Below are 25,115 nucleotides of genomic sequence, written 5' to 3'. Positions count from 1 at the left end.
CCGTGCAGGGCCTAGCGTGGTCGGCGTGTTTTTCCAACCGGACAGCTTCGCCCGCAGCCATCGGATGGGAAAGCACTCGCATCGGCGCGGCGGTTGCGGCTATGGTGGGCGCCATGCTGAACCTCGTCACCGCCCTGCTCGCCGCCGTCCAGTCGCCCGCCGCGCCGCCGCAGGCGACGCAATTGCCGCCCCCCGTCCCCGCCATACCCGCGCCCGTGCCCCCGGCGGTCGAGGTCGACACGCGGCCCCATGTCGCGCTCAAGACCGACCTGGGAACCATCACCGTGCGGATCGAGGACAAGCGCGCGCCAATCACGGCGGCCAATTTCCTCCGCTATGTCGATACGAAACGGATGGACGGGTTCAAATTCTATCGCTCGACCAAAAGCTGGGGTCCCGCGAGCCAGCTGATCCAGGCGGGCAATCGCGGCGATGCGGGCAAGAATTTCCCGCCGATCGCGCACGAACCCACGACCGCGACCGGCCTCACCAATTGCAAGGGCGCGCTGTCGATGGCGCGGCTCAACCCGGGCGATGCGACGACCGATTTTTTCCTGTTGCTGTCCGACATCAAGGGCTTTGACGCCGATGCGCCCGGCGGCGACGGAGCGGGTTTTGCCGTGTTCGGCGAAATCGTCGCGGGGGCCGATGTCGCGGCGGCGATTTTCAATGCGCCTATCTCCCCGACCGCGGGCGAAGGGGTGATGGTCGGACAGATCCTCGACCCGCACGTGACGATCCAGACGGCGCGCCGCGTGCCCGCGCCGGCGGGCGCCGAAGCGGGCTGCGTCGTCAAGGCGGGGTGACGCATCGGAAGTTGCGCCCTGGCGTCCATCATTTATTTTGCGTTCATCCGCGCTGTGGCTATACCGCGCGCATGACTCAGCGTTCCTCGATCCGCGCCACGACGCGCCTGCTCGCCGCCGCATTCCTGATGACGCCCATGCTGGCGGCCTGCGCCGGGGGTGGCGGGGTCAAGCAGGACACGCGCTATGTCGCGCGCGACGTGAACACGCTGTACCGCGCCGCGCAGGACCGGCTCGACCGCCGCCAATATGGTATCGCCGCCGCCTTGTTCGACGAGGTCGAGCGCCAGCACCCCTATTCGCCCTGGGCACGCCGCGCGCAGCTGATGAGCTCTTTCAGCTATTATATGGACCGCGAATATACGCCGGCGATCGAGGCGGCGCAGCGGTTCCTGGCGATCCATCCGGGCAACAAGGATGCGCCCTATGCCTATTATCTGATCGCGCTCAGCTATTATGAGCAGATCAGCGACGTCACGCGCGACCAGCGAATCACGCAGCAGGCGCAGGCCGCGCTGGGCGAGATCGTCCGCCGCTATCCCGACAGCCGCTATGCCGCCGACGCGCGGCTGAAGATCGACCTGGTGCAGGATCATCTTGCGGGCAAGGAGATGGAAATCGGCCGCTTTTATCAGCGCAGCTCGAACTGGCTCGCGGCATCGATCCGTTTCCGCGAGGTGGTCGACAAATATCAGACGACCAGCCACGCGCCCGAGGCGCTCTATCGCCTGACCGAATCCTACCTCGCGCTCGGCATTCCGGAAGAAGCGAAGAAATCCGCCGCGGTGCTCGGCGCGAACTATCCCGGCAACGAATGGTATCAGCGCGCCTATAAGCTGATGCAGCGGCACGCGCCGAGCGCGTGATGCCCGGACGTCGCCCCCGCGAAGGCGGGGGCCGCTGGAGGGTTTATGCAGCGATGAAGGGCAAGGCCGACTGCGGCCCCTGCCTTCGCAGGGGCGACGTGCTGCACTACCAAATAGATTCCGTCTTTGTTCTGCGGTAAGGACGGCGCGTGCTGACCGCATTGTCCATCGCCAATGTCGTGCTGATCGAACGGCTCGACCTCGATTTCGAGGCCGGGCTGGGCGTGCTGACGGGCGAGACGGGCGCGGGTAAGTCGATCCTGCTCGACGCGCTGGGGTTGGCGCTGGGTGCGCGCGCCGACAGCGCACTGGTGCGGCAGGGCGCCGACAAGGCGCAGGTGACGGCGAGCTTCGCCGCGCCCGCAGCGAACAGCGCGCTTGCAGCCTTGCTCGCCGAGAATGAGGTCGAGGTCGAGCCGGGCGAACCCTTGCTTGTCCGCCGCACCTTGAAGGCCGACGGCGGCAGCCGCGCCTTTTTGAACGACCAGCCCTGTTCGGCGGCGCTGCTGCGTGAGGTCGGCGGGCATCTGGTCGAAATCCATGGCCAGCACGACGACCGCGGACTGCTCGCGCCCGCGGGACACCGCGCGCTGCTCGACGCCTATGCGCGCGCCGACAGCGGTGCGGTCGCCGCCGCCCATGCGGCGTGGCGCGCCGCCGAGGCAAGGCTTGCCGCCGCGCAGGCCGCGATTTCGGAAGCGGAGCGCGACCGCGAGTGGCTGGAGCATTGCGTCGCCGAATTGCAGGCGCTGGCTCCCCAGGCAGGCGAGGAAGCCGAACTCGCCGAGGCACGCGCGGCGATGCAGAAGGGCGAGCGGCTCGCGGGGGAGCTCGCCGCGATCATGGACGCGTTTGACGGCAGCGCGGGTGGGCCGGCGCTGCTGCGCGGCGCGGCGCGGCGGCTCGACCGGTTCGCGGGTGATCATCCCCTGCTCGCCGAGGCTCTCGCGGCGCTCGACCGTGCGATCATCGAAGCCGACGAGGCCGAAACCAAGCTCAATGAAGCGGCACGCACGATGGAATATGATCCCGAGCGGCTGGAAGCGACCGAAACGCGGCTGTTCGAATTGCGCGCGATGGCGCGCAAACACGGGTGCCAGCCCGACGAACTGGCCGATCTGGCGGGCGATCTGGCGGCGCGGCTCGACGCGATCGAGGGCGGCAGCGCCGGGCTGGCGAAGCTCGAAGCGGCGGTCGCCGAAACCGCGGCGGCCTATACGCATGCCGCGACCTTATTGTCCGATCAGCGCGCAAAGGCTGCGGCGCGGCTCGACGCGGCGGTGGCGGGCGAACTCGTCCCTCTCAAACTCGACGCTGCGCGATTCCGGACGCTGATCGAACGGCTTCCCGCCGAGCGCTGGGGGCCGGAGGGTATCGATCGCGTCGAATTTCTGATTTCGACCAACCCCGGCGCGCCGTTCGCGCCGCTTGCCAAGATTGCATCGGGCGGCGAACTGTCGCGGTTCATCCTCGCGCTCAAGGTTGCGCTCGCCGAAGAGGGCGGCGCCGAAACGATCATCTTCGACGAAATCGACCGCGGCGTCGGCGGGGCCGTCGCGAGCGCGATCGGCGAACGGCTGGCGCGCCTGGCGGGTGCGGGCAAGCAGTTGCTCGCGGTGACGCACAGCCCGCAAGTCGCCGCGAAAGGTGCTGCCCATTTCATCATCGCCAAATCGAGCCAGGGAACGGTGACGCGCACCAGCGTCCGCGCGCTCGACGACGCCGGCCGCCGCGAGGAGATTGCACGGATGTTGTCGGGAACCGAAGTCACCGACGAAGCGCGGGCGCAGGCCGAGCGGTTGTTGGAGACGATATGATGGATCGGGCGCAACACTATCGGCGGGATGGTTATCTGGGCCTCCCTGGCTTTATTTCGACCGAGGTGACTCACGCGCTGCTCACCGCGCTCAAGACCGACCTTGTCAGCGGCGGGGTTCCGTTCGAGCAACTGAAACGCAAGCATGATTTGCTGGCGACCGAAGCGATCGAGATTTACGGCATGCAATATATGCCGCTCTCGACCTTCCTCTGGGGCATGACTCCGGCAATCAGCGCGCTCGTTGGGCACGCCCTCCGGCCGACCTACTGCTATTTTCGTATGTATCGCCAAGGCGACGTCTGCCGCATTCATTCGGACCGCTACGCCTGCGAACACAGCTTGTCGCTCCTGCTCGCGGCAAGTGACGGCAAGCCGTGGCCGCTCGAAGTCGGATCGCGGCACATTGAAAGCCCCCGCCAACGCGCCGATCCCGATTTCGGCGACGAGGCTTATGGGTCGGTGCCAATGCTGCCTGGCGATGCCGTCCTCTACCAAGGCGTTCACCGGCTGCACGGACGGATGCAGCCCAACCCCAACCGCTGGTCGGCGCACCTGTTCCTGCATTGGGTCGATCCCGATGGCCCCTACGCCGACCATGCGTTCGAGGGTGTGCGCATTCTGCCGACCGAAGCACTGGCGATGGAACATGGCTGATGCCCCGGCGACCCACCCCCTCGACCGCCCGATTTGGTCGATGCTCACCGGGCGGCAGGCCGATCTGGCCGAGGGCGGCCCGGCTGCGTTCCGGATCGACCGCGGCTATGGCGTGTTCGGCGTGGCGGCCGACACTGGCGCCGAGGCGCAGGCGGCGCTTGCCGCGCTGGTTCCCGCCGATGGCGAGCTCTGGATCGTCGAGGGCGAGCCCTGGCCGGTGCCGCCAGGCGTGCGCGAGGTGAAGCGCGCGGTGCTGGCGCAGATGGTCGCCGATGGCGGCGCGCCGCCGCAGCCGCGCGGTGACGAACCGCCCATCGCGCTGCTGACCGATGCCGACGCCCCTGAAATGGCGGCGCTCGCCGATCATGCCAGGCCGGGGCCGTGGGGCCCGGCGACGCACCGCTACGGCCCCTTTTTTGGCGTCCGCGACGAGGGCCGCCTGCTCGCGATGGCGGGACAAAGGATGCTGATGCCCGGCATGGCCGAGGTCAGCGGGGTTGCGACCTGGGCCGATTGCCGCGGTCGCGGGCTGGCGCGCGCGCTGATCGGTCATGTCATGCGCGCGATGGTGACGCGCGGCGAGACGCCTTTCCTGCACAGCTATGCCGATAATGCGGGTGCGATCGGCCTGTATGAAACGCTGGGCTTTCGCGTCCGGCGACAGGTGTATGTGCTGGTGATTGCACGATGATCGACCGGCGCGCGCATCTGACGGCGATGCTGGCAATGGCGGCGATGGTTCTGCCGGGTCGTAAAGTTGTGGCTCTGGAGGCGGTGATGGAAGAGGTTATTCCCGAATATGGGCTGATCGGCCAGATGATCGCCCGGCCCGGCGAGCGGACGGCGCTGGCCGCGATTCTGGCCGAAGGAACGGATGAGATGCCGGGCAATATGGGCTATCTGATCGGCGAGGATAGCGCGAACGCCGACGCGATCTGGATCGTCGAGCTGTGGGACACCCAGGCTTCGCACGCTGCGTCGTTGCAATTGCCCGCGGTGCAAGCTGCAATCAAAAAGGCCCGTCCGCTGATCGCCGGATTAGGCACTCGCGCCGAGTTCAGGCCGATGCGATGAATCAAGCCCCTCCCCTTCAGGGGAGGGGTTGGGGTGGGGGTATGAGTCGTACCAAACGCAACGAAACTCTGCTTAGCTATGCACACAAAATGCGCCGTCAACCAACCGAAGCAGAGAAGCGGCTGTGGCGCCATCTTTCGGGTGCCAAATTGGGCGGCCATAAATTCCGCCGCCAAGCGATCGTCGGTCCGTACATCGCCGATTTCTTCTGCCCGCAGAAAAATCTGACGGTGGAGATAGACGGCGATACCCACATCGCAGACGTAGATGCTAAAAGGGACAAGATTTTGCTGAATCAAGGCATTGCGGTGGTTCGCGTGACGAATGAGGATGTGCTGACAAATATGGACGGGGTGCTGGAATATCTGCGCGTAAAACTCGAAGGCTGCGTTGACCGATGGCCCCACCCCAACCCCTCCCCTGAAGGGGAGGGGCTTTGACGACCGAGATTGAATCGCTGACCGAGGCCGACGCCGCCAACGAGCTGATGCGGCTCGCGCGGCAGATTGCCTATCATAACAAGCGCTATCACGCCGAGGACGCGCCGGAGATTTCGGACGCCGACTATGATGCGCTCGTCCGCCGCAACAATGCCATCGAAAGCGCTTTTCCGCATCTGGTCCGCGCCGACAGTCCGAACAGGTTGGTGGGGGCGGCGGTGGAGACCTCTCCGCTCGCGAAAATCACCCACGCGCAGCGGATGATGAGCCTCGACAATGCGTTCAGCGCCGAGGACGTGGCGGAATTTGCGGCGCGCGTCCGCCGGTTCCTCAATCTCGACGCAAGCGAGGCGGTCGCGCTCACCGCCGAGGACAAGATCGATGGCCTGTCCTGTTCGCTGCGCTACGAACAGGGGCGGCTGGTACAGGCTGCGACGCGCGGCGACGGCAGCGTGGGGGAGGATGTCACCGCCAATGTTCGCGCCATCGCCGACATTCCGCAGGAGTTGACCGGCGCGGTCCCCGACATCTTCGAGGTGCGCGGCGAGGTTTATATGGCAAAAGCCGACTTCGCCGCACTCAACGCGCGGCTGCTCGCCGAGGCCGACGATCGCGACAAGGCGCGCCAGTTCGCGAACCCGCGCAACGCGGCCGCGGGATCGCTGCGCCAGAAGGATGCGAGCGTCACCGCCTCGCGCCCGCTGCGCTTCCTCGCGCATGGCTGGGGCGAGGTGAGCGCGCTGCCCGCCGACACGCAATTCGGCGTGATGCAGGCGATTGCCGGCTGGGGCGTCGCGGTGTCGCCCTTCCTCCGACGCTTCGACAGCGTCGAGGCCGTGCTCGCGCACTATCGGACGATCGAGGCCGAACGCGCCGATCTGCCCTATGACATCGACGGCGTCGTCTATAAGGTCGATCGCCTCGACTGGCAGCAGAGGCTGGGTTTCGTCGCCAAGGCTCCAAGATGGGCTGTCGCGCATAAATTCCCCGCCGAACGCGCGCAGACGACATTGGAAGCGATCGACATCCAGGTCGGCCGCACCGGCAAGCTCACCCCTGTCGGGCGGCTCACCCCCGTCACCGTCGGCGGGGTGGTTGTGTCGAACGTCACGCTCCACAACCGCGACGAGATCGGGCGGCTGGGCGTGCGCCCCGGCGACCGCGTCGTCATCCAGCGCGCGGGCGACGTGATCCCGCAAGTCGTCGAGAATCTGACCCGCGACGAAGATCGCGCGCCCTATCATTTCCCCGACCATTGCCCGGTATGCGGCAGCGAGGCGGTCGCCGAGGAGGGCGAGGTCGACGTGCGCTGTACCGGCGGCCTCATCTGCAACGCCCAGAAATTCGAGCGCCTCCGCCATTTCGTCAGCCGCGGTGCGCTCGACATCGAAGGGCTGGGCGAAAAGAGCATCGCGGAGTTTCTGGACCTCGGTTGGCTCGACAAGGGGCCGGCCGATATCTTCCGGCTCAAGACTCATCGGGGCGAGCTGCTCGCGCGCGAGGGGTGGAAAGAAAAGTCGGTCGACAATCTTCTCGCCGCGATCGAGGCAAAGCGGTCGCCCGATGCCGCGCGCCTGCTCTTCGGGCTCGGCATTCGTCACATCGGCGCAGTGACCGCGCGCGACCTCCTGAAAGGGCTTGGCGACATTGCGCGGCTTCCCGAAGCCGCCGCGGGCATTCGCGGCTGGCTTGATGCCAATCCGCAGGGCGAAGATGAGTCGGACGGCAAATATCTCGCGCGCCGGATGGAGGCGATCAGGGCGATCCTCGACGTGCGCGCCGACGGCATCGGCCCGGCGGTCGCCGAAGCGCTGGGTGATTTCTTCCACGAACCGCACAACCGTGCGCTGTGGGACGATCTGCTCTCCGAAGTGTCGCCGCCTCCGTACGTGGTCGAAACGCGTGACAGCGAGGTGTCGGGGATGACGGTCGTGTTCACCGGCAAGCTGGAAACGATGAGCCGCGACGAAGCGAAGGCGCAGGCCGAAGCGCTGGGCGCCAAGGCTGCGGGATCGGTGAGCGCCAAGACCGACCTGGTGGTCGCGGGGCCGGGGGCGGGATCGAAGCTCAAGCAGGCGGCAGCGCTCGGGATCAAGGTGATCGACGAAGCGGAGTGGGCGAAGATTGTCGAAGCGGCGGGGTGAATGTCGCCCTGCATCGATAGGCAATCGGGCCGCGGCCCCGCTCGCCACGGACGTACTGCGGGAAGGAGCCATCCTTGACGTGCGAAGCGGAACCTGGGTCATTTTGCCCGCTTGCCAGCCGTCCGGCCGCACCCTAAGGCGCGGCGCGTGGGCATTCTCGCCGCCTTTCGCCGTCCCGGCTTTTTGCTGCTCGCGCCGCTGATGCTGGCGCTTGCGGCGCGAATACTTGTTGCGCCGGGCTGGATGATCGAGAGCGATGCCGGCGGTTCGATCACCGTACGCATCTGTTCGGACCCCGCCAATCCCGGCGGGACGATGACGATCCCGATCGAAAAGGCCGGGAGCCACGATGCGGGCGAGGTGCAAGGACATTGCCCGTGGGGCGCGCTCGCTAACGCGCCGATCGTCCCCCCTCTGCCCGTGCTCGCTGCCGCTCCGCTGGCTACCGGGGTCGCACCGGTGGCTTCGCCTTCGCTCGGCTTTGCGCCGGGCATCGCCTCGCCGCTTCCGCCGAGCACCGGACCACCTTCCCCGGCATAAAACCGTCACCCCGGCGAAGGCCGGGGTCTTGACCTTGCGTCCTGACGCACCGTGAAGATCCCGGCCTTCGCCGGGATGACAGTTTGAGCTGTCGCGCGACCGCGCGGCCCCATGCCTGTATCCAGGGAAGAAATTTCAATGACAAAATTCGCCTATCGCGCGGCGCCCCTGCTGGCGCTCGCCGCCGCTATCGCCGCCATGCCCGCGCAAGCCGAAGACGCCGATTCGACCATCATCGTCACTGCCCCCGAGCTCACCAACGAAGCCGAAGCGCGCGTGGCGAGGACAGCAGGCGGCGCCGACGTCGTCAGCCATCAGGATTATGCCGACAAGTCGATCATGTCCCTGCGCGACACGCTCGCCTTTTCCCCCGGCGTCTACCTACAGCCGCGCTACGGGCAGGAGGTGCGCATTTCGATCCGCGGATCGGGACTATCGCGCGGTTTCCACATGCGCGGGCTGACGCTGCTGCAGGACGGCGTGCCGATCAATCTTGCCGACGACAATGGTGATTTCCAGGAGCTTGAGCCGATCTTCTTCGACCATCTCGAGGTTTATCGCGGATCGAACGCGCTGCGTTTCGGATCGGGAACGCTCGGCGGCGCAATTAATGGCGTAACCCCTACGGGGCGCACGGCCGACGGCCTCTATCTGCGCGGCGACGCAGGCAGCTTCGACAGTTTTCGCGGGCTGGTGTCGGCGGGCGTGGCCGGGGACCGCGTCGATGCGTGGGGCGCGGTGAGCGCCGATACGTCCGACGGCGACCGCGACCATGTGAAGCGGCGGAGCTTTCGTTTCCACGGCAATGCCGGGATGCAGTTCGGCGATGTCGTGTCGAGCCGCGTCTATGTCAGCTTCAACAATATCAATCAGGAGATACCGGGGGCGCTGACGCGAACGCAGGCGCTCAGCACACCGCGCATGGCCAATCCGAATAGCGTGGCGGGCGATCATGCGCGCGACATCGATTCGCTGCGCCTGCAGAACCGAACGCGCTTCGACTGGGGCGCGGTCACGCTCGACGTCGGCGCTTTCCTGAACGCAAAGACGCTCTATCACCCGATTTTTCAGGTCATCGACCAGGATGGCGTCGACCGCGGCGGCTATTTCCGCTTCGACTATGCGGGCGACAGGATCGAGGCGACACTGGGCGGCGAGCTGCGCGTCGGCGACATCAAATCCAGACGCTTCGTCAATCTGGCGGGGAGGCGCGGGGCGTTGACGTTCGACGCCGACCTCGATGCGCGCGCCGCGACATTGTACGGTGAAGTGCGCGTGAAGCCGGTCGATACGCTGTCGTTGATTGCGGGCGGCATCTATGCCGACGGAAAGCGCAAACAGCGCATCAACCGCAACAGCGCCGCCCCGGTGCAGGACGGCACGATCGCGCGCGCCGACTTCGACGCCTTTTCGCCCAAGATCGGGCTGTTGTTCGAGCCTGCCGCAGGGATGCAATTTTACGCGAACTACAGTCGCTCGGTCGAATTTCCAGGCTTCAACGAGCTGGCGCAGATTGCGAATTTCGTCCCGCTCGATCCGCAGCGCGCGTGGACCGCAGAAGTCGGCACGCGCGGGCGTGCGGGGGCCGTGAGCTGGGATCTCAGCCTCTATCGCAGCGACATCAAGGGCGAATTGCTGCAATTCGACATCGGCCCCACGATTCCGGCGTCAACCTTCAACGCCGGGCGCACGCGGCACGAGGGCATTGAGGCGGCGTTGCAATTCGATGCGACCGACTGGCTGCGGCTGCGGCAGGTCTATACCTACAGCAGCTTCCGCTTTCGCGCCGACGCCGACTATGGCGATAACCGCCTGCCGGTCGTGCCGCGCCACGTCTATCGCGCCGAGCTGCGCATCGGGTCCGATGCGCTGCACATCGCGCCCAATCTGGAATGGATGCCCGACGGGCCCTTCGCCGACTACCACAATCGCGTCTCGACACCCGGCTATGCGCTGATCGGCGTGACCGGCGGCGCGACGATCGCCGACGGCATCGACGCCTTTGTCGATGTCCGCAACATCACGGGCAAAAAGGCGATCGGCGACATCAGCGCGGCGATCACCGTCACCGACATGTCGGCGATCTATTACCCCGCCGAGCGCCGCGCGGTTTCCGCCGGCATCCGCGCGCGCTTCTAGGGGCCTCGGCTACGTGGAGGGGGGGTGCGGATCGTGCTTCGCACGCTGGCTGGGAGCCGCTTACGTACCAGGCTGAAGCAAAGCGGCCCGGCAATCCCTCTCCCAAGATGCCGGGCCGCGCGCCTGCGAGGTCGAAAGGACTACCGCGCGGCGAGGGGACGCGGATCGGGCCCGGTGGCAGGGGTAGCGCCAGGGATGACCGCGTCCATATTCTTGTTTTCGGGGAAGATCGGCCACAGCAGTTGTTGACCGAGCGTCGCGGGCGGCAGATTTTCGACGCCATAGCTTTGCGGGTAACGGCGCGTGATCTTGGCGGTACCGAACAGCACGTCCCAGAAGAAGAGCAGATTCCCGAAATTGCCCTTGTAGTTCACCGCCGGGTCGTCGGCGTGACGGCCGTGGTGCGCGTGGTGCGTCGCGGGCGTGCTGATCGTGCGTTCGACCACCCACATGATCGGCGACAGCGCCTTGATGCGATAAAGCGGCGCATCCCACGCGACGTCGCTGTGCGCGCCGATGATCACCGCCATCTTGACGATCAGATAGCCGGCATAGAACCAGCCGAGGCCGAGGTAGACGAGGAGGCCCGCGAACCAGATGCTGGGCATCATCGCATAATAGATGATGTTGTTCCGATAGACGAGCCGCACGCTCATATAGCGGGCATTGTGGTGCGCGCGGTGGAGGTTGTAGAGCCAGGCGAAGCTGTGGCTCGCGCGGTGCCACCAATATTGCATCATATCCTCGAAAACGAGGAACAGCGCGAGCGCGGCGAGGAAAGGCGCATTCGCGAGCGCGCCTTCATATTCGGGAAAGAAACGGCGACCGAGCGCGCCGACAGCCAGCAGGATCGTCGGCTGGGTGACGATCAGCAGCATGAAGGTGCTGACGATTTCGACGATTCCGTCGTTACGCGACTGTTCGTCCTTCGCAAACAGGCGCGTGCGGACAAGCTCGATCAGGCAGAAGCCAAGAAAGATTGCCGCAACGATCGCACTCGATTGGGCCGAGGTTAGGTGCATCGCCATTCTCCCATTGCGGCCTTGCCGCTTGTCTTTGGGCGCATCGTGCCGCAAAAGCGGCAGTATAAATGCAAAGAAGTTATCAATTGGCGCTTGCCGAGCGCACACGCCTTGCCGATGCCGAGCGGGACCGCCTGCTCGCGGTGCGTCCGCCGCGCCTGTTCGCCGACGGCCAGTTCGTCCAGCATCAGGGCGATCCGGGTAACAGTTTCTGGGCGGTGGTGGAGGGGCATGTCCTCGTCGGCCGCTATGCCGAGGACGGCGCCTTCACCGCCTTTGCGGTGCTCGGTCCTGGCGACATTTTCGGCGAACTTGCCTTTTTCACCGGCATGGAGCGGCAGGTCGATGCGATCGCCAGCGGTCCTGCGCGCCTGATCGCGATCGACCGGGCGTTGCTGCGCCGGTTGATGCAGGAGGATGTCGGCTGGGCCGAACTGCTGCTGCGCAGCCTCGGGCGCCAGCTCGCGGTGTCGCTCGACATCATCGATGCCGAGCGGCGGCTCCCCACCGCCGAGCGGTTGTTGCGCCTGCTTGCGGCGATGGCCGCCGACGCTCCCGACGGCTGCACGGTCGCCGCGACGCAGCAGCAGCTCGCCGACCTGCTTGGCGTGTCGCGGGTCACGCTCGGCGCCGCGCTCCGCGAATTGGAAACGCGCGGCGTCATCACCCGCGGCTATGGGCGCATTCGACTGTGCGCGCCGCTATCGCCGGGTGGGTGAGGGCGCTATAGCTTTGCCGATGGCCCGCATCCTGACCCTGTTTGCTCTGCTCTTCGCGCTGTCGCCGGTATCAGCCGCCGCGGCGCGGGAACGCGGCCCCGTGGTGCTCGCGGCGGCGAGTTTGCAGGAATCGCTGACCGAAGCCGCCGATGCCTGGGCCGCGAAGGGCCACGCCCGACCGACCCTCTCCTTCGCCGCCTCGTCGGCCCTCGCGCGGCAGGTGATGGCCGGCGCTCCCGCCGACCTCTTCCTCTCGGCCGACGAGCCGTGGATGGATGCGGTTGCCAAGGCCGGGTTGCTGCGCGCGGGTACGCGCGCGACATTGCTCGGCAACCGGCTCGTGCTCATTGCCCCGGCGGCGAGCAAGATCCGCCTCACCCCGACACGGGATTTCCCGCTCGCCAGGGCGCTCGGCTCCGGGCGCCTCGCGCTCGCCGATCCCGACGCAGTCCCCGCGGGCAAATATGCGAAGGTGGCGCTCATCCGGCTTGGCGTGTGGCCGGGCGTCGCGGCCAGAATCGCGCCCGCCGAAAATGTCCGCGCCGCGCTGGCGCTCGTCGAACGCGGCGCAGCGCCGCTTGGCGTCGTCTATGCCACCGATGCGCGCGCGTCGAAGGCCGTGCGCGTCGTCGCCACCTTTCCCGCCTCGTCCCATCCGCCGATCCGTTACCCGATCGCGCAACTGAAGGTGTCGCGGCACAGCGATGCCGCGGGTTTCCGCGCCTTCCTGTTCTCGAAGCAGGCGCGCGCCATCTTCGCCCGTCACGGCTTCGGGGCCCCCTGATGCTGTCATCCGAAGAATGGGGGATCGTCGCGCTGTCGCTGAAGGTCGGCGGCGTCGCGGTGCTCGCGACGCTTCCCCTTGCCTTCGGCCTCGCCTGGGTGCTCGCGCGGTATCGCTTTCCGGGGCGCGTGGTTCTCGACGGGCTCGTCCATCTGCCGCTCGTTGTCCCGCCGGTCGTCACCGGCTGGTTGCTGCTGATCACCTTCAGCCCGTTCGGCCCGGTCGGCCGCTGGCTCGAAAGCTGGTTCGGCGTGACCTTGATGTTCCGCTGGACGGGCGCCGCACTCGCGGCCGCGATCATGGCGCTGCCGCTGATGGTGCGTGCGATGCGGCTGTCGATCGAGGGGGTCGACCGGCGGCTCGAGGGCGCGGCGCGGACGTTGGGCGCGGGGCGCTGGCACGCCTTTCGGACGGTCAGCCTGCCGCTCGCGCTACCTGGCATTCTCGCCGCGCTGGTGCTGGGCTTCGCTCGCTCGATCGGCGAGTTCGGGGCGACAATCACCTTCGTCTCGAACATCCCCGGCGAAACGCGCACCCTGCCGCTCGCAATCTATTCGGCGTTGCAGGTGCCGGGCGGCGAGACGATGGTGACGCGGCTCGCGCTGCTCTCGGTCGCCCTCTCGCTCGGCGCGCTCATTCTCTCCGAATGGCTCGTGCGCCGCAGCCACCGCGAAAGCCTGCGCCATGGCGATTGACATCGACGTCGAAAAGCGGCGCGGCGATCGCACTGTCGCCGCGCGCTTCACCGCGGGTCCGGGGCTGACTGCACTCTTCGGCCCGTCGGGCGCGGGCAAGACGAGCATACTCGCGATGGTTGCGGGGCTGCTCCGGCCCGATCGCGGCCATATCCGCATCGGCGACCGGACATTGTTCGGCGACGGCGTCGACCTGCCGCCCGAGGCGCGTCGCGTCGGCTATGTCTTTCAGGACGGCCGATTATTCCCGCACAAGCGCGTGCGCGCCAACCTCCTTTACGGCCACGATCTTGCGCCGCCTGTGAACCGCTGGATGACGCTGGACGAAGCAGTGGCCTTTCTTGGCATCGCGTCGCTGCTCGACCGCTGGCCACACAGCCTGTCGGGCGGCGAGGCACAGCGCGTCGCGATCGGGCGCGCCTTGCTGAGTGGACCCGAAATCCTGCTGATGGACGAACCGCTCTCGTCGCTCGATGTCGCGCGCCGCGCCGACATCATGGCGGTGATCGAACGCATCCGCGACGAACTCCGGCTTCCGATCCTTTATGTCAGCCACGACCGCGCGGAGGTCGAGCGGCTGGCGACGCAGCTTGTCGCAATCGGCGAATGAAGTTTCACTTGAAACCATATTTATGATAGAAGCGGTCCCATGGAAAGCCAGTTTACCCATGTCCACGATACGCCGCCGCCGGGCGCCGCGGCCGACTGGACGATTCCGCAAAATTGGGATGCCTTCACCTCCGCCGAACATGCGATGTGGGACCGCCTTTTTGCGCGCCAGTCGGAGATGCTGCCCGGCCGCGCGTCGGAGGCTTTTCTGCGCGGGATCGACGTCTTGCGGCTCGAAAAGCCGGGCATTCCCGATTATGATGAGCTCAACGCGCGGCTGATGGCGGCAACGGGGTGGCAGGTCGTCGCGGTGCCCGGGCTCGTCCCCGACGATGTCTTCTTCGACCATCTCGCGAACCGGCGCTTTCCCGCGGGCAATTTCATTCGCACCCCCGATCAGCTCGACTATCTGCAGGAACCCGACGTTTTCCACGACGTTTTCGGCCATGTCCCGATGCTCGCCGACCCCGTGTTCGCCGATTATATGGTCGCCTATGGCGAAGGGGGCCTCCGCAGCCTCAAATTCGACGCGCTGAAACAGCTCGCGCGGCTTTACTGGTATACGGTCGAATTTGGCCTGATCCGCGAGGCGGGGGGGCTTCGCATCTATGGCGCGGGCATCGTGTCGTCCTTTGCCGAGAGCGTTTTCGCGCTCGATAGCGACAGCCCCAACCGCATCGGCTTCGACCTCGCCCGTGTGATGCGTACCGATTACCGGATCGACGATTTCCAGCAGAATTATTTCGTCATCGACAGCCTAGAGCAGTTGCTCGACACGACGGTCAACACCGATTTCGCACCGCTTTATGCCGCCAATGCGGCGCTGCCGCCGATCCCGATCGCCGACATATTGCCGGAGGACGCCGTGATTACGCGCGGAACGCAGGAATATGCGGCGGCGAAAGCATGACCACCTTTGCCGTCCGTCCCGCTTGCGGGAGGGATGGTGCTACCAGCTTCCGAAACTGGCGTCCGACGGGCTTGCACGGTGCAGCGCGCGTTGCTTGCGGCGCCACCCGTAACGGCGGCGCTTGACGAGCATCAGGCACGGCCATTCGGTGCTGCCCCCGCGCGCGGCGAGGCGGAAGCCCTGCGCGCGATAGGCGGCGAGCACTGGGTCCATCTGGCGCGCGATCAGCCCGGCCAGAATCGCATGGCCGGCGGGCGCCGTCGCCGCGGCGATATCGGGGGCAAGGGTGATGAGCGGCCCGGCAAGGATGTTCGCGATAACAAGGTCATAGGGCGCGCGGTGGCGGATCGCCGGATGGTCGGTCCCCGGCGCGATGGCGAGGGCCAGCCGCCCGCTGCTGCGCCCCAGCGGCACGCCGTTGATCGCGGCATTATCGCGTGTGACAAAGATACTCGCGGGGTCGATGTCCGAAGCGATCGTGCGTGCGCGCGGCCACAGCGACATGGCGGCAAAGGCGAGCAACCCGGTGCCGGTACCGATGTCGGCGATGTTGCGTGGGCTCGCGCCCTGTCGCGCCAGCCGGTCGAGCATCGCAAGGCAGCCCGCGGTGGTGTCGTGACCGCCGGTCCCGAACGCCTGGCTCGCGTCGATCAAAAAGGATGTGGTGCCCGCGGGCACGCGGCCCGAATGGCTGCTCGTATGGACGAAAAAGCGTCCCGCCTGCACGGGTTCGAGCCCCTGCTGACTCAGCGTCACCCAATCCTCTTCGGGAAGTTCTTCGACGGCCGGTTTGGCGCCTTTCGCGCTCGGCACGAAGGATTGGAGCAGTTTCAGCAGCGCCGCGCCGGGCTTGTTGTCCATATAGGCGTCGAGCTGCCACAACCCTGCATCCTCGTCGATCTCGCGCGTCACGACGACGGGCGCCTCGGGCATTGCGTCGAGTTCGGGGATCTCGCCCGACAGCGCCTCCGCCTCGTCGCGCGTGCAGGGGAGCGAGACGATCCAGCTCATCGGTCAGCGTACATAGCTGGCGCCATTGACGTCGAGCACCGCGCCCGTCATCGACGCGGGTGCCTGGGTCGCGCACCAGCGCGCCATCTCGCCCACTTCATCGGGCATCGCGACCCGGCCCAGCGGAATATCGGCGAGCAATTTGTCGCCGCCGCGGCTTTCCAGATATTCGTCGGCCATGCCCGTCATCGTAAAGCCGGGGCAGATGGCAAAGGCGAGGATGCCGTCCTTGGCATAGGCGCGCGCGATCGTCTTGGTCATCGCGACCACGCCCGCCTTTGCGGCCGCATAGTGCCAGTGCGCGGGGCTGTCGCCGCGATAGGCTGCGCGGCTCGCGATATTGACGAGGCGGCCCGCCGATTTGCGATTCTGCCAGTGCCGCACGGCGTGGCGGCAAAGCTGGGCGCTGGCAGTCAGATTGACCTGGATTGTGCGATTCCAGTTCGCGAGCCAGTCGGCATCGCTGTCGTCGATGGGGTTCGCCTCGAACACCCCGGCGTTATTGACCAGCACGTCGATGCGGCCGCCCAGCCGGTCGAGGCTCGACTGCCAAAGCCGGTCGGGGGTGGTCGGGTCGGCAAGGTCGCCGTCGGCGCTCGACAACGCCACGACCTTCGTTGCGTTGGTGGTCAGCGCTTCGGCAATCGCCGCGCCGATTCCGCGGCTCGCGCCGGTGATCAGAATGTGGGTTTGCATGATGCGGCTTTAGGCAGCGGGGCAGGGCTTGCCAAGTTGGCGCAGGCCCAACCGTCATCCCGGCGAAGGCCGGGATCTGACCCTCGCAATCATACGCAACGGCGAGATCCCGGCCTTCGCCGGGATGACGATGAAATATGTGACCTTACGCCACGCGGCGGCTGAACTCGCTCGCGGCCTGTTCGAGTTGCTGGAGCCGCCCGCCCATCTTGGTGAATTCCTGACTCAACACGCTGATTTCGGTCGCGACCATGCCCGAATCATTGCGGATGCTCGCGATCGTCGACGACATCGAATCGGCGGCGAGCGCGGTTTCGTCGACCGCAGCGGTGATCGACGTGACCGTTTGCGCCTGAGCGTCCATCGCGTCGCGGATGCGCTGCGCCGACCTTTGCACCTCGTCGATTGTTGCCTGAATCGATTGGTTGGCGCTCACCGATCCGCGCGTCGCCTGCTGGATCGCGGCGATCTTTCCGGCAATGTCGTCGGTCGCGCGCGCGGTTTCATTGGCGAGGCTTTTTACCTCCTGCGCGACCACGGCAAAGCCGCGGCCCGAGTCGCCTGCGCGCGCCGCCTCGATCGTGGCGTTCAATGCCAGCAGGTTCGTCTGCCCGGCGATCTCGCGGATCAGGCCCAATATCGACTCGATGGACTCGGCGTGATGAGAGAGCGCTTCCGACATCGCCACGGCTTCGCCGGCCTGTTCGGATGCGCGCGTTGCGACGCTTGCCGACGCCTCGACCTCGCTGCGGGCGTCTTCGATCGCGCGGATCAGTCCTGCGGCGGTCGATGCGGCTTCGCGCATCGCCATCGCCGATTGTTCGGACGCCGCGGCGACCTCGCTTGTTTTGGCGATCATGCCCTTCGCGGCCTGATCGGCCGAGGCGGCCTGTTTGGCGAGCTGTTCGCGTACCCCTTCGGTATCCTGGACTAGCGAGGCGATCGATCGGTCGAAATCGCCCGCGAGTGCCTGCCGTTCGCTCGAAAAGACCGCGCGGTCGAGCTTGTTGGCATAACGCTGCATGATGTCGAGTTCGAGCAGCGCGAGCCGGTTGATCGCGCTGGTGAGCCGTACCAGCCGTTCGCCGTCGCCAATACACGCCTCGACCACATATTCGATCGTCAGTCGCTGGCTTTCGGCGATGCACGACATCACCGAGGCGAGCGGCAGCTTCACGCGCCGCGCCATATGCGCATTCTGGCACGCGATCGTTGCGACCTCCTGCCCCGCGGCGTCGGCATATTTGGCCCATGTGTGACGCGCACTGCCGCGGACATAGCTTTCGTAAAGATCGCCCTCGACCCGCCGCTCGATTCCGGGAAGCGCATTGAAGGCGTCCCAATAGGCGCGCCCGATCGCTTCCTCGCGCCCGGCGACGATCGCATGAACCTCGGCCGCATTCGCGGCGAGCTGCCCGTCGAGATCATAATAGGGAAAGCGTTCCGACATCAAAATCGGGTCGATCTGTTGTTTGTGAATCGGATTTTCCTTCACCATGATCCCATCCCTAATCGATCCGAAGCCGCGCGGATTTCTATCCGCTTGCGTCCCACGAAACTGGTGAACGGGATATGCGGTGAAACTGGTAAATTGACGGTTAACTGGCCGTCGACACCGGATAGCCCTCAAATGCCTTGATCGTACGCAGTGCGAAGGCGCTGTGCATCGCCGCAACGCCGGGCAGGCGTGACAGGCAGTGGCGGTGCAGCCTGTCGAAATCGGCGACGCTGCGCGCCGCGACGCGAAGGCGATAATCGGATGCGCCGGACAATAGCTGGCACTCCAATATCTCGTCGAAGCTTTTGACCGCACTCTCGAACGCGGTCAGCGCCTCTTCGCTTTGTGAGGTGAGGCTGATGTCGACAAAGACGTCGAGCCCGAGGCCGATGCGGTCGGGCGAAAGCCGCGCGGCATAGCCGGTGATTATCCCTGCCGCCTCCAGCGCGCGGATGCGCCGGTGACAGGCCGATGGCGAAAGCCCGACAATTTCACCAAGCTCGGCCGCGGGTTTTGGTCCCTCGCGCTGCAACAGGTGAAGCAGCTTTGCATCGATCCGATCAATCATTGTGCGTAAAATCCGAATATGACGCCAAAATCTTGCACGATTGTGGCGAAGCAAAGGATCATATGCAAGCACCTCGCGGCGCTTTGCTGCTATTCTTGTCCGAAGGCTCCGCGCGTCGGCCCCGGCGCGCCGCGAGCGCGTATAGTCTGGAGAGCGAAGATGATCATCGGCACCCCCAAGGAAATCAAGAATCACGAATATCGGGTCGGCCTGACCCCCGAAAGCGCGCGCGAACTGGCCGTGCACGGCCACCGCGTGCTGGTGCAGACCGGTGCGGGCGAGGGCATCGGTGCGCACGACCGCTATTATGAAGAGGCCGGGGCCGAGATCGTGCAGACCGCCGAAGAGATTTTCGCGGCCGCCGACATGGTCGTGAAGGTCAAGGAGCCGCAGCCGGTCGAGCGCGCGATGCTGCGCGAAGGTCAAATCCTCTACACCTATCTCCACCTTGCGCCCGATCCCGATCAGACGCGCGATCTGATGAAATCGGGCGCGGTGTGCATCGCCTATGAAACCGTCACCAGCCCGCACGGCGGCCTGCCGCTCCTCAAACCGATGAGCCAGGTCGCGGGGCGGATGTCGATCCAGGCCGGCGCGACCGCGCTCGAAAAGGCGCATGGCGGGCGCGGCGTGCTGCTCGGCGGCGTTCCCGGCGTCGCACCGGGCAAGGTGTGCGTGATCGGCGGCGGCGTCGTCGGCTTCAATGCGGCGCAGATGGCGGCGGGGCTCGGCGCCGACGTCACCATCCTCGACCGCGATCCCGAAGTGCTCGAGCGCGTCGGCACCTTCTTTGAATCGCGTGCCAAGACGCGCTTCTCCAACCGTGCGAACCTCGCTGAATGCGTTGCGGAGGCCGATCTCGTCATCGGCGCGGTGCTGATCCCCGGCGCCGAGGCACCCAAGCTCGTCAATCGCGACATGCTCGGCACGATGCGGCTGGGTTCGGTCCTCGTCGACGTCGCGATCGACCAGGGCGGCTGTTTCGAGACAAGCCATCCGACCACGCACGCTGACCCGACCTATGTGGTCGACGGCATCGTTCATTACGCCGTCGCGAACATGCCCGGCGCGGTCGCGCGCACCAGCACCTATGCGCTCAACAACGTCACGCTGCCGCACGCGCTGCGCATCGCCGACCTTGGCTGGAAAGAGGCCTTGCGCCGCGATCCGCATCTTTTGCAGGGTTTGAACGTATGGAATGGTAAGGTGACGTTCGAAGCCGTAGCGGAAGCGATCGGAACCGATTATGTGCCTGTCGAACAGGCACTCGCCTGATACAAGGACGATAGAGCAACATGACCGACCAAGCCCCGCCGCCTTACGACGACGACCAAGAGGAAAATGAAGTGCTGCGCGCCGCGCGCGAGCTGCAACAGCAGCGCGAGGCGGCTGACGCTGCCGAAGCCGCCGACATGGAGGCGGGCAAGGCGAAGCGCGGATGGAAAACCGCGGCCGCCGCGGGGCTGGGCATCGGGTCGGCGGCGGTGATCGCGGCGCTGCTCTATGCCAATCGCGGCAAACTCAAATAGGACGGGCACTCGCGCCCGATCGCGATAAGGAATGGGGCGGCCGCGATGGGCCGCCCCTTTTTCGTTGGCGACGGCAATCAGGCCGCCTGTTGCAGGGCCTCGATCGCCGACGTCGCGCGGGAGATGGCCCCGCCGTCCATCATCTGCTGGTCGGCGGCGATGATCTGCACGTCGGTGATGCCGACGAAACCGAGCACGTGGCGCAGATAGCCGGTAGCGAAATCATAGTCGCTGCCGACGGGAACGCCGCCCGACGCGACCACCAGAAAGGCCTTCTTGCCCTTCAGTAATCCTTCCGGTCCCGCCTCGGTGTAGCGGAAGGTGCGGCGCGCGCGGGCGATCAGGTCCACCCACGCCTTGAGCGCGGCGGGGATCGCGAAATTATAGACGGGCACGCCGATGACGATCGTGTCGGCGGCTTCAAGCTCGGCGATAAGTTCATCCGAGCTGGCGAGCGTCGCGCGCTGTTCGTCGCTGCGGTCGGCATCGTCGGTGAAATTGGCGCCAACCCAGCCTTCGGTCAGCAGCGCGGGCGGGGTGCGTGCGAGATCGCGGGTCGTGACCGCAGCGCCATAGCCTTGTTCGACAAGACGCGTGACGAGTTGATCGGTGAGCTGGCGCGTGGTCGAGCCGCTGTAGCGGGCCGAGGTATCGATGCGAAGAATATGGGACATTTGATCGCTCCTTTGGCTTGAAATCAAGAGGGGAGAGGGGGTGCCGCGAGCCGGGGGAACTCGCGGCACCTGGTGGACCGCCGCCTTCAGGGAGGGGGGAGGGGCGGCCCGAAAACGCGCCTTAGAGGCTGTCGACGAGCACCAGCTCGGCGTCGTCGAGCGCCTCGACGGTGATCGTTCCGACATCGCGGAGCGCGATGCCGTCGCGCGGGTCGGCTGCCTGGCCGTTGACGCGGATGCGCCCGTTGGCCGAAACCAGATAGGCGTGGCGCCCGTCTTCGAGGTCATAGGACACGCTTTCCCCGGCGTTCACCGTTGCTGCCGCCACACGGGCATTGGCGCGGATCGGCAAGGCGTCTGCATCGCCCTCGATCCCGCTGGCCAGGGTGACGAACGCCCCCGAACGATCGGCCTTGGGGAACTGGCGCGCACCCCAGCCGGGATTGCCGCCCGTCTGATCGGGAATGATCCAGATCTGGAACAGCGTCGTTTCCTCATCCTCAAGGTTGAACTCGCTGTGCGTTACGCCGGTCCCCGCGCTCATCACCTGAACGTCGCCCGCAGCAGTGCGGCCGGCATTTCCCATCGAATCACGATGACTGATCGCGCCGGTGCGGACATAGGTGATGATTTCCATGTCGCGGTGCGGATGGGGGCGGAAACCCGGGTGCGCCGCGATGCGGTCGTCATTCCAGACGCGCAGCGCACCCCAACCCATGCGATCGGGGTCGTGATAATTCGCGAAGGAAAAATGATGGCGGGCATCGAGCCAGCCGTGGTCGGCGTGGCCCAGCGTGTCGAATTTGCGAATGTCGATCATTGGCCTGTCCTTTCTCTGTCGCCGTCCGGGCGCGAATGCCTGGTGGCGTTCAGTCGTTGGGGACAAAATAGGGCTTTGGATCGTTTCTGAAATAGCGTAGATGGAAATCCATTGTTTCCAATATTGAGGTATTCGATGGCGCTTCCCGATTATGAAGGCTGGGCCTGTTTCGTCGCCGTGGCCGACAATGGCAGCTTTACTGCCGCCGCCGCCGCGCTGGGTCTCTCGAAGGCCAGCGTGTCGAAAGCGGTAACGCGGCTCGAAAGCTCGCTCGGCATCACCTTGCTTCATCGCAGTTCGCGCGTTGTCGCGGTTTCGACCGCGGGAGAGGGGCTGCTGGGGGAGGCGCGTGCGATGGTGGCGGCGGCGACCGCGGCGACCGAAGCGGCGCGCGGCGACCGCCTTGACCTTGTGGGGCCGATCCGCCTCGCCGCGCCGATGAGCTTCGGGATCAAGGTGTTGGGGCCCGTGCTGGCGACCTTTCTCGATCGCCATCCCGCGGTCGAGATCGATCTGCTGCTCAGCGACGCGCGCAACGACCCGATTGCCGAGGGTATCGATCTGACGCTGCGCATCGCGGCGCTCGCCGATTCCAGCCTGCTTGCCCGGACGATCGCGCCCGTCGCGGCGTCGGTGATCGTCAGCCCCGCCTATCTGGAAAAACATGGTACGCCGCGTCATCCGCTCGATCTCGCGCGGCATCGGCTGATCGGCTATGGCCACCGCGAGCGCGCGATGCCCCTGCATTTCTCGCGCCAGGGCGAAGAGGCGACGGTGCTCCCGACCGGCCCCCTGTTCGCGAACAATGGCGATGTGATGGTGCCGATGATCGTCGCGGGCGGCGGCATCGCGGTGCTGCCCGACTTCATCGCCGCCGACGAACTCGCGGCGGGCACTGTCGTCCCGATCCTGACCGATTGGTCGCTGCCGCAGTCGCACCTGCATCTTTTGTCACCGCCATCGCGGCTGCGTCCCGCGCGTGTCCGGGCCTTTTCGGACCATCTGGTCGACACGCTCAAACGCTCGTGCAGCGGCGCGAATGCGCATTATGCCGCGCTTCGGACGCGCTGAACGGGCGCGCGCGACTGTTGCACAAAGGGCGCGACTCGTGGATTTCCGCGGGTTAAATCAAAATTAACCTTTTCCCTTCATTGCTTTCATGGTTAATGTTCCGGCAGTCCTGCAACGGGGGTTGGTCGGTGACATCCTTGATGGTCATGCGATCGGTTCGCGGGATCATCGTGGAAACAGTCAAGGGGTGCCCAATGCGCGTACTGCTGATCGAGGACGAGCCGACGACCGCGAAAGCGATCGACACGATGCTCACGACCGAGGGCTTCAATGTTTACACCACCGATCTGGGCGAAGAGGGCCTCGATCTGGGTAAGCTCTATGATTACGACATCATCCTGCTCGACCTGAACCTGCCCGACATGCACGGCTATGACGTGCTCAAGAAACTCCGCACCGCCAAGGTGCAGACGCCGGTGCTGATCCTGTCGGGCATTTCGGAAATGGATTCGAAGGTGCGCTCGTTCGGCTTCGGCGCCGACGATTATGTGACCAAGCCGTTCCACCGCGACGAGCTGGTCGCCCGCATCCATGCGGTCGTCCGCCGCTCCAAGGGGCATAGCCAGAGCGTCATCAAGACGGGCAAGCTCGCAGTCAATCTCGATACCAAGACGGTCGAGGTCGACAGCATCCGCGTGCATCTGACCGGCAAGGAATATCAGATGCTCGAACTGCTGAGCCTGCGCAAAGGCACGACGCTGACCAAGGAAATGTTCCTGAATCACCTTTACGGCGGGATGGACGAGCCCGAACTCAAGATCATCGACGTCTTCATCTGCAAGCTGCGCAAGAAACTCGCGCTGGCCTGCGGCGGCGAAAATTACATCGAGACGGTCTGGGGACGCGGCTATGTGCTGCGCGACATCGACGACGAAGGTAATGAGGTGCGCCGCGTCGCCTGACGCTTTGCGCCCATCAACAAATTAACCGAGGGAAACCGGCGCGGAGCGATCTGCGCCGGTTTTCCTTTTTTGAGGTGCGCGCTGCAGTCCGCTGATAACCGGTTCCTGCCATTAGGAACGACCGGCTTCGAGCCATTGCAGATCATTGAGAAACGGTGCACTCTCACTGGATGGCATGCGTTGGCTTGTGCAGGATTGCACTCTGCGGAATCATGATGTTCGCACTCGGCAGTTGTAGCATTGCCTATACGGTGGATGTGCTAACGCAGGGCAGCCACATTGTATTTCGGTTCGCCAAGAGTGGTTGGTTTGCCGGAAGTGCCCCGGTCCCAGTTCAACATCTGTGGGTCAGGCAGCTCTCAGACGGTCAGCCGGTTGTGTGGGAACTGGGCAGCATCGACTACAATGGTAGGAACTTGCGCGAACTTGGATACGGCGCATCGCCCTCCAAGATGGCGGTCAAGGTCAAAGCCCAATCGCTAAGCGTCGGTCAGGTCTACCGCATCGAACTGCTGGCACTTGGAGGCGGCGGCTACCAGCAGTTCGCTATCCTGCCCGGTCCGGGTGCCGCGCAACCGATCACTGTTCTTCGGTAATGACCGCTTCCCACACAAAGCCGCCGCCCCGCCAAAAGAAAAAGGGCGGCCGTCCAACCGGACGCCGCCCTTGATCCTGTATTGCGCGAAATGCGGCTTACGCTTCTTCCAGTTCCTCGTCGGTCATCACCGGGCCCGAATCCTGGCCCTTGGCATCGACGTCGCGGTCGACGAATTCGATGATCGCGATCGGCGCCGCGTCCGAGGCGCGGATGCCCGCCTTGATGATGCGGGTGTAGCCACCGTTGCGGTCTTTGTAGCGTTCGGCGAGGACGTCGAACAGCTTCTTGAGCTGCGTGTCGTCCATCAGGCGGCTCTGCGCAAGACGGCGATTGGCAAGCCCGCCGCGCTTTGCCAGCGTCACCAGCTTTTCAACATAGGGGCGCAGTTCCTTCGCCTTGGCGACGGTGGTGGTGATCTGCTCATGCTTGATGAGCGAGGCCGACATGTTGCGGAACATTGCGGTGCGGTGCGCGCTCGTGCGCTGCAGCTTCCGGCCACCCGATTTATGACGCATGATTTCATCCTT

Annotated in this window: 28 protein-coding genes; 20 read left to right on the top strand and 8 right to left on the bottom strand. The window is 65.5% G+C overall.

The features are described 5' to 3' along the window. The first annotated feature begins 113 nt into the window (after nucleotides 1-113). The 10 genes from RIA72_RS11805 (at nucleotide 114) to RIA72_RS11760 (ending at nucleotide 10,482) form a co-directional block, all read left to right on the top strand. On the top strand, nucleotides 114-806 hold the full coding sequence (locus RIA72_RS11805; RefSeq protein ID WP_350032251.1) for a peptidylprolyl isomerase: 693 nt from the start codon (nucleotides 114-116) through the stop codon (nucleotides 804-806). 71 nt (nucleotides 807-877) lie between these two features. Then, on the top strand, nucleotides 878-1,672 hold the full coding sequence (locus RIA72_RS11800; protein ID WP_350032250.1) for an outer membrane protein assembly factor BamD: 795 nt from the start codon (nucleotides 878-880) through the stop codon (nucleotides 1,670-1,672). Between the two features lie 149 nt (nucleotides 1,673-1,821). Continuing rightward, nucleotides 1,822-3,489: a DNA repair protein RecN gene (recN, locus tag RIA72_RS11795; protein WP_350032249.1), complete on the top strand. Its 1,668-nt coding sequence runs from the start codon at nucleotides 1,822-1,824 to the stop codon at nucleotides 3,487-3,489. Continuing rightward, on the top strand, nucleotides 3,489-4,145 hold the full coding sequence (locus tag RIA72_RS11790) for a hypothetical protein (protein ID WP_350032248.1): 657 nt from the start codon (nucleotides 3,489-3,491) through the stop codon (nucleotides 4,143-4,145). Before recN ends, RIA72_RS11790 begins: the two co-directional genes overlap by 1 nt. Then, complete coding sequence (locus RIA72_RS11785) at nucleotides 4,138-4,836, top strand: GNAT family N-acetyltransferase (protein ID WP_350032247.1); 699 nt, start codon at nucleotides 4,138-4,140, stop codon at nucleotides 4,834-4,836. The genes RIA72_RS11790 and RIA72_RS11785 overlap by 8 nt, the downstream gene beginning before the upstream one ends. Continuing rightward, nucleotides 4,833-5,219, top strand: a complete 387-nt coding sequence (locus tag RIA72_RS11780) for a putative quinol monooxygenase (RefSeq protein WP_502957952.1) — start codon at nucleotides 4,833-4,835, stop codon at nucleotides 5,217-5,219. The genes RIA72_RS11785 and RIA72_RS11780 overlap by 4 nt, the downstream gene beginning before the upstream one ends. A gap of 41 nt (nucleotides 5,220-5,260) precedes the next feature. Beyond that, nucleotides 5,261-5,659 carry an endonuclease domain-containing protein gene (locus tag RIA72_RS11775; protein ID WP_350032246.1) on the top strand — a complete coding sequence of 133 codons (399 nt, stop codon included), beginning with the start codon at nucleotides 5,261-5,263 and terminating at the stop codon, nucleotides 5,657-5,659. Between the two features lie 47 nt (nucleotides 5,660-5,706). Next, on the top strand, nucleotides 5,707-7,803 hold the full coding sequence (gene ligA / locus RIA72_RS11770; protein WP_502957964.1) for an NAD-dependent DNA ligase LigA: 2,097 nt from the start codon (nucleotides 5,707-5,709) through the stop codon (nucleotides 7,801-7,803). Nucleotides 7,804-7,950: 147 nt separating this feature from the next. Continuing rightward, nucleotides 7,951-8,343, top strand: coding sequence for a DUF2946 family protein (locus RIA72_RS11765; protein WP_350032244.1), 393 nt, complete (start codon nucleotides 7,951-7,953; stop codon nucleotides 8,341-8,343). 138 nt (nucleotides 8,344-8,481) lie between these two features. Further along, entirely contained in the window at nucleotides 8,482-10,482 is a 2,001-nt protein-coding gene (locus RIA72_RS11760) for a TonB-dependent receptor family protein (protein WP_350032243.1), read from the top strand. Nucleotides 10,483-10,622: 140 nt separating this feature from the next. On the opposite strand, the gene RIA72_RS11755 is transcribed toward RIA72_RS11760, so the two are convergent. Then, on the bottom strand, nucleotides 10,623-11,504 hold the full coding sequence (locus RIA72_RS11755) for a sterol desaturase family protein (RefSeq protein ID WP_350032242.1): 882 nt from the start codon (nucleotides 11,502-11,504) through the stop codon (nucleotides 10,623-10,625). Nucleotides 11,505-11,572: 68 nt separating this feature from the next. Between RIA72_RS11755 and RIA72_RS11750 the strand changes: the two genes are divergently transcribed. From RIA72_RS11750 to phhA, 5 genes are read left to right on the top strand one after another with little or no spacing between them, the layout of a single operon-like run. Continuing rightward, nucleotides 11,573-12,223 carry a Crp/Fnr family transcriptional regulator gene (locus RIA72_RS11750; RefSeq protein ID WP_350032241.1) on the top strand — a complete coding sequence of 217 codons (651 nt, stop codon included), beginning with the start codon at nucleotides 11,573-11,575 and terminating at the stop codon, nucleotides 12,221-12,223. Nucleotides 12,224-12,242: 19 nt separating this feature from the next. Beyond that, nucleotides 12,243-13,007, top strand: coding sequence for a molybdate ABC transporter substrate-binding protein (gene modA, locus RIA72_RS11745; protein WP_350032240.1), 765 nt, complete (start codon nucleotides 12,243-12,245; stop codon nucleotides 13,005-13,007). Beyond that, nucleotides 13,007-13,702 (top strand): molybdate ABC transporter permease subunit, encoded by a 696-nt coding sequence (gene modB / locus RIA72_RS11740; RefSeq protein WP_350032239.1) that lies wholly within the window; start codon nucleotides 13,007-13,009, stop codon nucleotides 13,700-13,702. Before modA ends, modB begins: the two co-directional genes overlap by 1 nt. Continuing rightward, entirely contained in the window at nucleotides 13,692-14,312 is a 621-nt protein-coding gene (locus RIA72_RS11735; protein ID WP_350032238.1) for a molybdenum ABC transporter ATP-binding protein, read from the top strand. Before modB ends, RIA72_RS11735 begins: the two co-directional genes overlap by 11 nt. A gap of 39 nt (nucleotides 14,313-14,351) precedes the next feature. Next, nucleotides 14,352-15,221: a phenylalanine 4-monooxygenase gene (phhA, locus tag RIA72_RS11730; RefSeq protein WP_350032237.1), complete on the top strand. Its 870-nt coding sequence runs from the start codon at nucleotides 14,352-14,354 to the stop codon at nucleotides 15,219-15,221. A gap of 39 nt (nucleotides 15,222-15,260) precedes the next feature. Here phhA and RIA72_RS11725 read toward each other — a convergent pair whose 3' ends face one another. The 4 genes from RIA72_RS11725 to RIA72_RS11710 all read right to left on the bottom strand — a co-directional run bounded on the left by RIA72_RS11725 (nucleotide 15,261) and on the right by RIA72_RS11710 (nucleotide 18,994). Beyond that, complete coding sequence (locus RIA72_RS11725) at nucleotides 15,261-16,232, bottom strand: 50S ribosomal protein L11 methyltransferase (protein WP_350032236.1); 972 nt, start codon at nucleotides 16,230-16,232, stop codon at nucleotides 15,261-15,263. A gap of 3 nt (nucleotides 16,233-16,235) precedes the next feature. Beyond that, nucleotides 16,236-16,928 (bottom strand): SDR family NAD(P)-dependent oxidoreductase, encoded by a 693-nt coding sequence (locus tag RIA72_RS11720; RefSeq protein WP_350032235.1) that lies wholly within the window; start codon nucleotides 16,926-16,928, stop codon nucleotides 16,236-16,238. Between the two features lie 145 nt (nucleotides 16,929-17,073). Then, entirely contained in the window at nucleotides 17,074-18,426 is a 1,353-nt protein-coding gene (locus RIA72_RS11715) for a methyl-accepting chemotaxis protein (RefSeq protein WP_350032234.1), read from the bottom strand. 100 nt (nucleotides 18,427-18,526) lie between these two features. Then, nucleotides 18,527-18,994, bottom strand: coding sequence for an Lrp/AsnC family transcriptional regulator (locus tag RIA72_RS11710; RefSeq protein ID WP_350032233.1), 468 nt, complete (start codon nucleotides 18,992-18,994; stop codon nucleotides 18,527-18,529). 159 nt (nucleotides 18,995-19,153) lie between these two features. Here RIA72_RS11710 and ald point away from each other — a divergent pair, with 159 nt between their 5' ends. Both ald and RIA72_RS11700 read left to right on the top strand, forming a co-directional pair. Then, nucleotides 19,154-20,269, top strand: coding sequence for an alanine dehydrogenase (gene ald, locus RIA72_RS11705; protein ID WP_350032232.1), 1,116 nt, complete (start codon nucleotides 19,154-19,156; stop codon nucleotides 20,267-20,269). Between the two features lie 20 nt (nucleotides 20,270-20,289). After that, a complete protein-coding gene (locus RIA72_RS11700) occupies nucleotides 20,290-20,523 on the top strand; it encodes a hypothetical protein (protein WP_350032231.1) in 234 nt (77 codons plus the stop codon). A gap of 77 nt (nucleotides 20,524-20,600) precedes the next feature. Here RIA72_RS11700 and RIA72_RS11695 read toward each other — a convergent pair whose 3' ends face one another. Next, entirely contained in the window at nucleotides 20,601-21,197 is a 597-nt protein-coding gene (locus tag RIA72_RS11695) for an FMN-dependent NADH-azoreductase (protein ID WP_350032230.1), read from the bottom strand. Nucleotides 21,198-21,318: 121 nt separating this feature from the next. After that, nucleotides 21,319-22,017 carry a pirin family protein gene (locus RIA72_RS11690; RefSeq protein WP_350032229.1) on the bottom strand — a complete coding sequence of 233 codons (699 nt, stop codon included), beginning with the start codon at nucleotides 22,015-22,017 and terminating at the stop codon, nucleotides 21,319-21,321. A gap of 135 nt (nucleotides 22,018-22,152) precedes the next feature. Here RIA72_RS11690 and RIA72_RS11685 point away from each other — a divergent pair, with 135 nt between their 5' ends. The 3 genes from RIA72_RS11685 (at nucleotide 22,153) to RIA72_RS11675 (ending at nucleotide 24,586) form a co-directional block, all read left to right on the top strand. Next, nucleotides 22,153-23,088, top strand: a complete 936-nt coding sequence (locus RIA72_RS11685; RefSeq protein WP_350032228.1) for a LysR family transcriptional regulator — start codon at nucleotides 22,153-22,155, stop codon at nucleotides 23,086-23,088. Nucleotides 23,089-23,282: 194 nt separating this feature from the next. Then, entirely contained in the window at nucleotides 23,283-23,990 is a 708-nt protein-coding gene (ctrA, locus tag RIA72_RS11680) for a response regulator transcription factor CtrA (RefSeq protein ID WP_037557325.1), read from the top strand. 212 nt (nucleotides 23,991-24,202) lie between these two features. Beyond that, nucleotides 24,203-24,586, top strand: a complete 384-nt coding sequence (locus tag RIA72_RS11675; protein WP_350032227.1) for a hypothetical protein — start codon at nucleotides 24,203-24,205, stop codon at nucleotides 24,584-24,586. A gap of 97 nt (nucleotides 24,587-24,683) precedes the next feature. On the opposite strand, the gene rplQ is transcribed toward RIA72_RS11675, so the two are convergent. Continuing rightward, entirely contained in the window at nucleotides 24,684-25,103 is a 420-nt protein-coding gene (gene rplQ, locus RIA72_RS11670) for a 50S ribosomal protein L17 (RefSeq protein ID WP_350032226.1), read from the bottom strand. Nucleotides 25,104-25,115 lie beyond the last annotated feature (12 nt).

It is taken from the genome of Sphingopyxis sp. (assembly GCF_040216815.1).
Taxonomy (GTDB): domain Bacteria; phylum Pseudomonadota; class Alphaproteobacteria; order Sphingomonadales; family Sphingomonadaceae; genus Sphingopyxis.
The sequence above is the reverse complement of the archived record's forward strand: the minus strand, read 5'-3'. Positions and strand labels throughout refer to the sequence as shown.

What these genes read in the sequence shown, in the direction of transcription:
- RIA72_RS11695 (WP_350032230.1), bottom strand. Translation starts at nt 21,197, where the DNA reads ATGTCCCATATTCTTCGCATCGATACCTCGGCCCGCTACAGCGGCTCG.
- modA (WP_350032240.1), top strand. Translation starts at nt 12,243, where the DNA reads ATGGCCCGCATCCTGACCCTGTTTGCTCTGCTCTTCGCGCTGTCGCCG.
- RIA72_RS11725 (WP_350032236.1), bottom strand. Translation starts at nt 16,232, where the DNA reads ATGAGCTGGATCGTCTCGCTCCCCTGCACGCGCGACGAGGCGGAGGCG.
- modB (WP_350032239.1), top strand. Translation starts at nt 13,007, where the DNA reads ATGCTGTCATCCGAAGAATGGGGGATCGTCGCGCTGTCGCTGAAGGTC.
- phhA (WP_350032237.1), top strand. Translation starts at nt 14,352, where the DNA reads ATGGAAAGCCAGTTTACCCATGTCCACGATACGCCGCCGCCGGGCGCC.
- RIA72_RS11710 (WP_350032233.1), bottom strand. Translation starts at nt 18,994, where the DNA reads ATGATTGATCGGATCGATGCAAAGCTGCTTCACCTGTTGCAGCGCGAG.
- RIA72_RS11760 (WP_350032243.1), top strand. Translation starts at nt 8,482, where the DNA reads ATGACAAAATTCGCCTATCGCGCGGCGCCCCTGCTGGCGCTCGCCGCC.
- RIA72_RS11775 (WP_350032246.1), top strand. Translation starts at nt 5,261, where the DNA reads ATGAGTCGTACCAAACGCAACGAAACTCTGCTTAGCTATGCACACAAA.
- RIA72_RS11735 (WP_350032238.1), top strand. Translation starts at nt 13,692, where the DNA reads ATGGCGATTGACATCGACGTCGAAAAGCGGCGCGGCGATCGCACTGTC.
- RIA72_RS11715 (WP_350032234.1), bottom strand. Translation starts at nt 18,426, where the DNA reads ATGGTGAAGGAAAATCCGATTCACAAACAACAGATCGACCCGATTTTG.
- RIA72_RS11805 (WP_350032251.1), top strand. Translation starts at nt 114, where the DNA reads ATGCTGAACCTCGTCACCGCCCTGCTCGCCGCCGTCCAGTCGCCCGCC.
- RIA72_RS11780 (WP_502957952.1), top strand. Translation starts at nt 4,833, where the DNA reads ATGATCGACCGGCGCGCGCATCTGACGGCGATGCTGGCAATGGCGGCG.
- ald (WP_350032232.1), top strand. Translation starts at nt 19,154, where the DNA reads ATGATCATCGGCACCCCCAAGGAAATCAAGAATCACGAATATCGGGTC.
- RIA72_RS11685 (WP_350032228.1), top strand. Translation starts at nt 22,153, where the DNA reads ATGGCGCTTCCCGATTATGAAGGCTGGGCCTGTTTCGTCGCCGTGGCC.
- RIA72_RS11690 (WP_350032229.1), bottom strand. Translation starts at nt 22,017, where the DNA reads ATGATCGACATTCGCAAATTCGACACGCTGGGCCACGCCGACCACGGC.
- ligA (WP_502957964.1), top strand. Translation starts at nt 5,707, where the DNA reads ATGCGGCTCGCGCGGCAGATTGCCTATCATAACAAGCGCTATCACGCC.
- RIA72_RS11785 (WP_350032247.1), top strand. Translation starts at nt 4,138, where the DNA reads ATGGCTGATGCCCCGGCGACCCACCCCCTCGACCGCCCGATTTGGTCG.
- RIA72_RS11755 (WP_350032242.1), bottom strand. Translation starts at nt 11,504, where the DNA reads ATGCACCTAACCTCGGCCCAATCGAGTGCGATCGTTGCGGCAATCTTT.
- ctrA (WP_037557325.1), top strand. Translation starts at nt 23,283, where the DNA reads ATGCGCGTACTGCTGATCGAGGACGAGCCGACGACCGCGAAAGCGATC.
- RIA72_RS11790 (WP_350032248.1), top strand. Translation starts at nt 3,489, where the DNA reads ATGGATCGGGCGCAACACTATCGGCGGGATGGTTATCTGGGCCTCCCT.
- RIA72_RS11720 (WP_350032235.1), bottom strand. Translation starts at nt 16,928, where the DNA reads ATGCAAACCCACATTCTGATCACCGGCGCGAGCCGCGGAATCGGCGCG.
- RIA72_RS11675 (WP_350032227.1), top strand. Translation starts at nt 24,203, where the DNA reads ATGATGTTCGCACTCGGCAGTTGTAGCATTGCCTATACGGTGGATGTG.
- RIA72_RS11800 (WP_350032250.1), top strand. Translation starts at nt 878, where the DNA reads ATGACTCAGCGTTCCTCGATCCGCGCCACGACGCGCCTGCTCGCCGCC.
- RIA72_RS11750 (WP_350032241.1), top strand. Translation starts at nt 11,573, where the DNA reads ATGCAAAGAAGTTATCAATTGGCGCTTGCCGAGCGCACACGCCTTGCC.
- RIA72_RS11700 (WP_350032231.1), top strand. Translation starts at nt 20,290, where the DNA reads ATGACCGACCAAGCCCCGCCGCCTTACGACGACGACCAAGAGGAAAAT.
- rplQ (WP_350032226.1), bottom strand. Translation starts at nt 25,103, where the DNA reads ATGCGTCATAAATCGGGTGGCCGGAAGCTGCAGCGCACGAGCGCGCAC.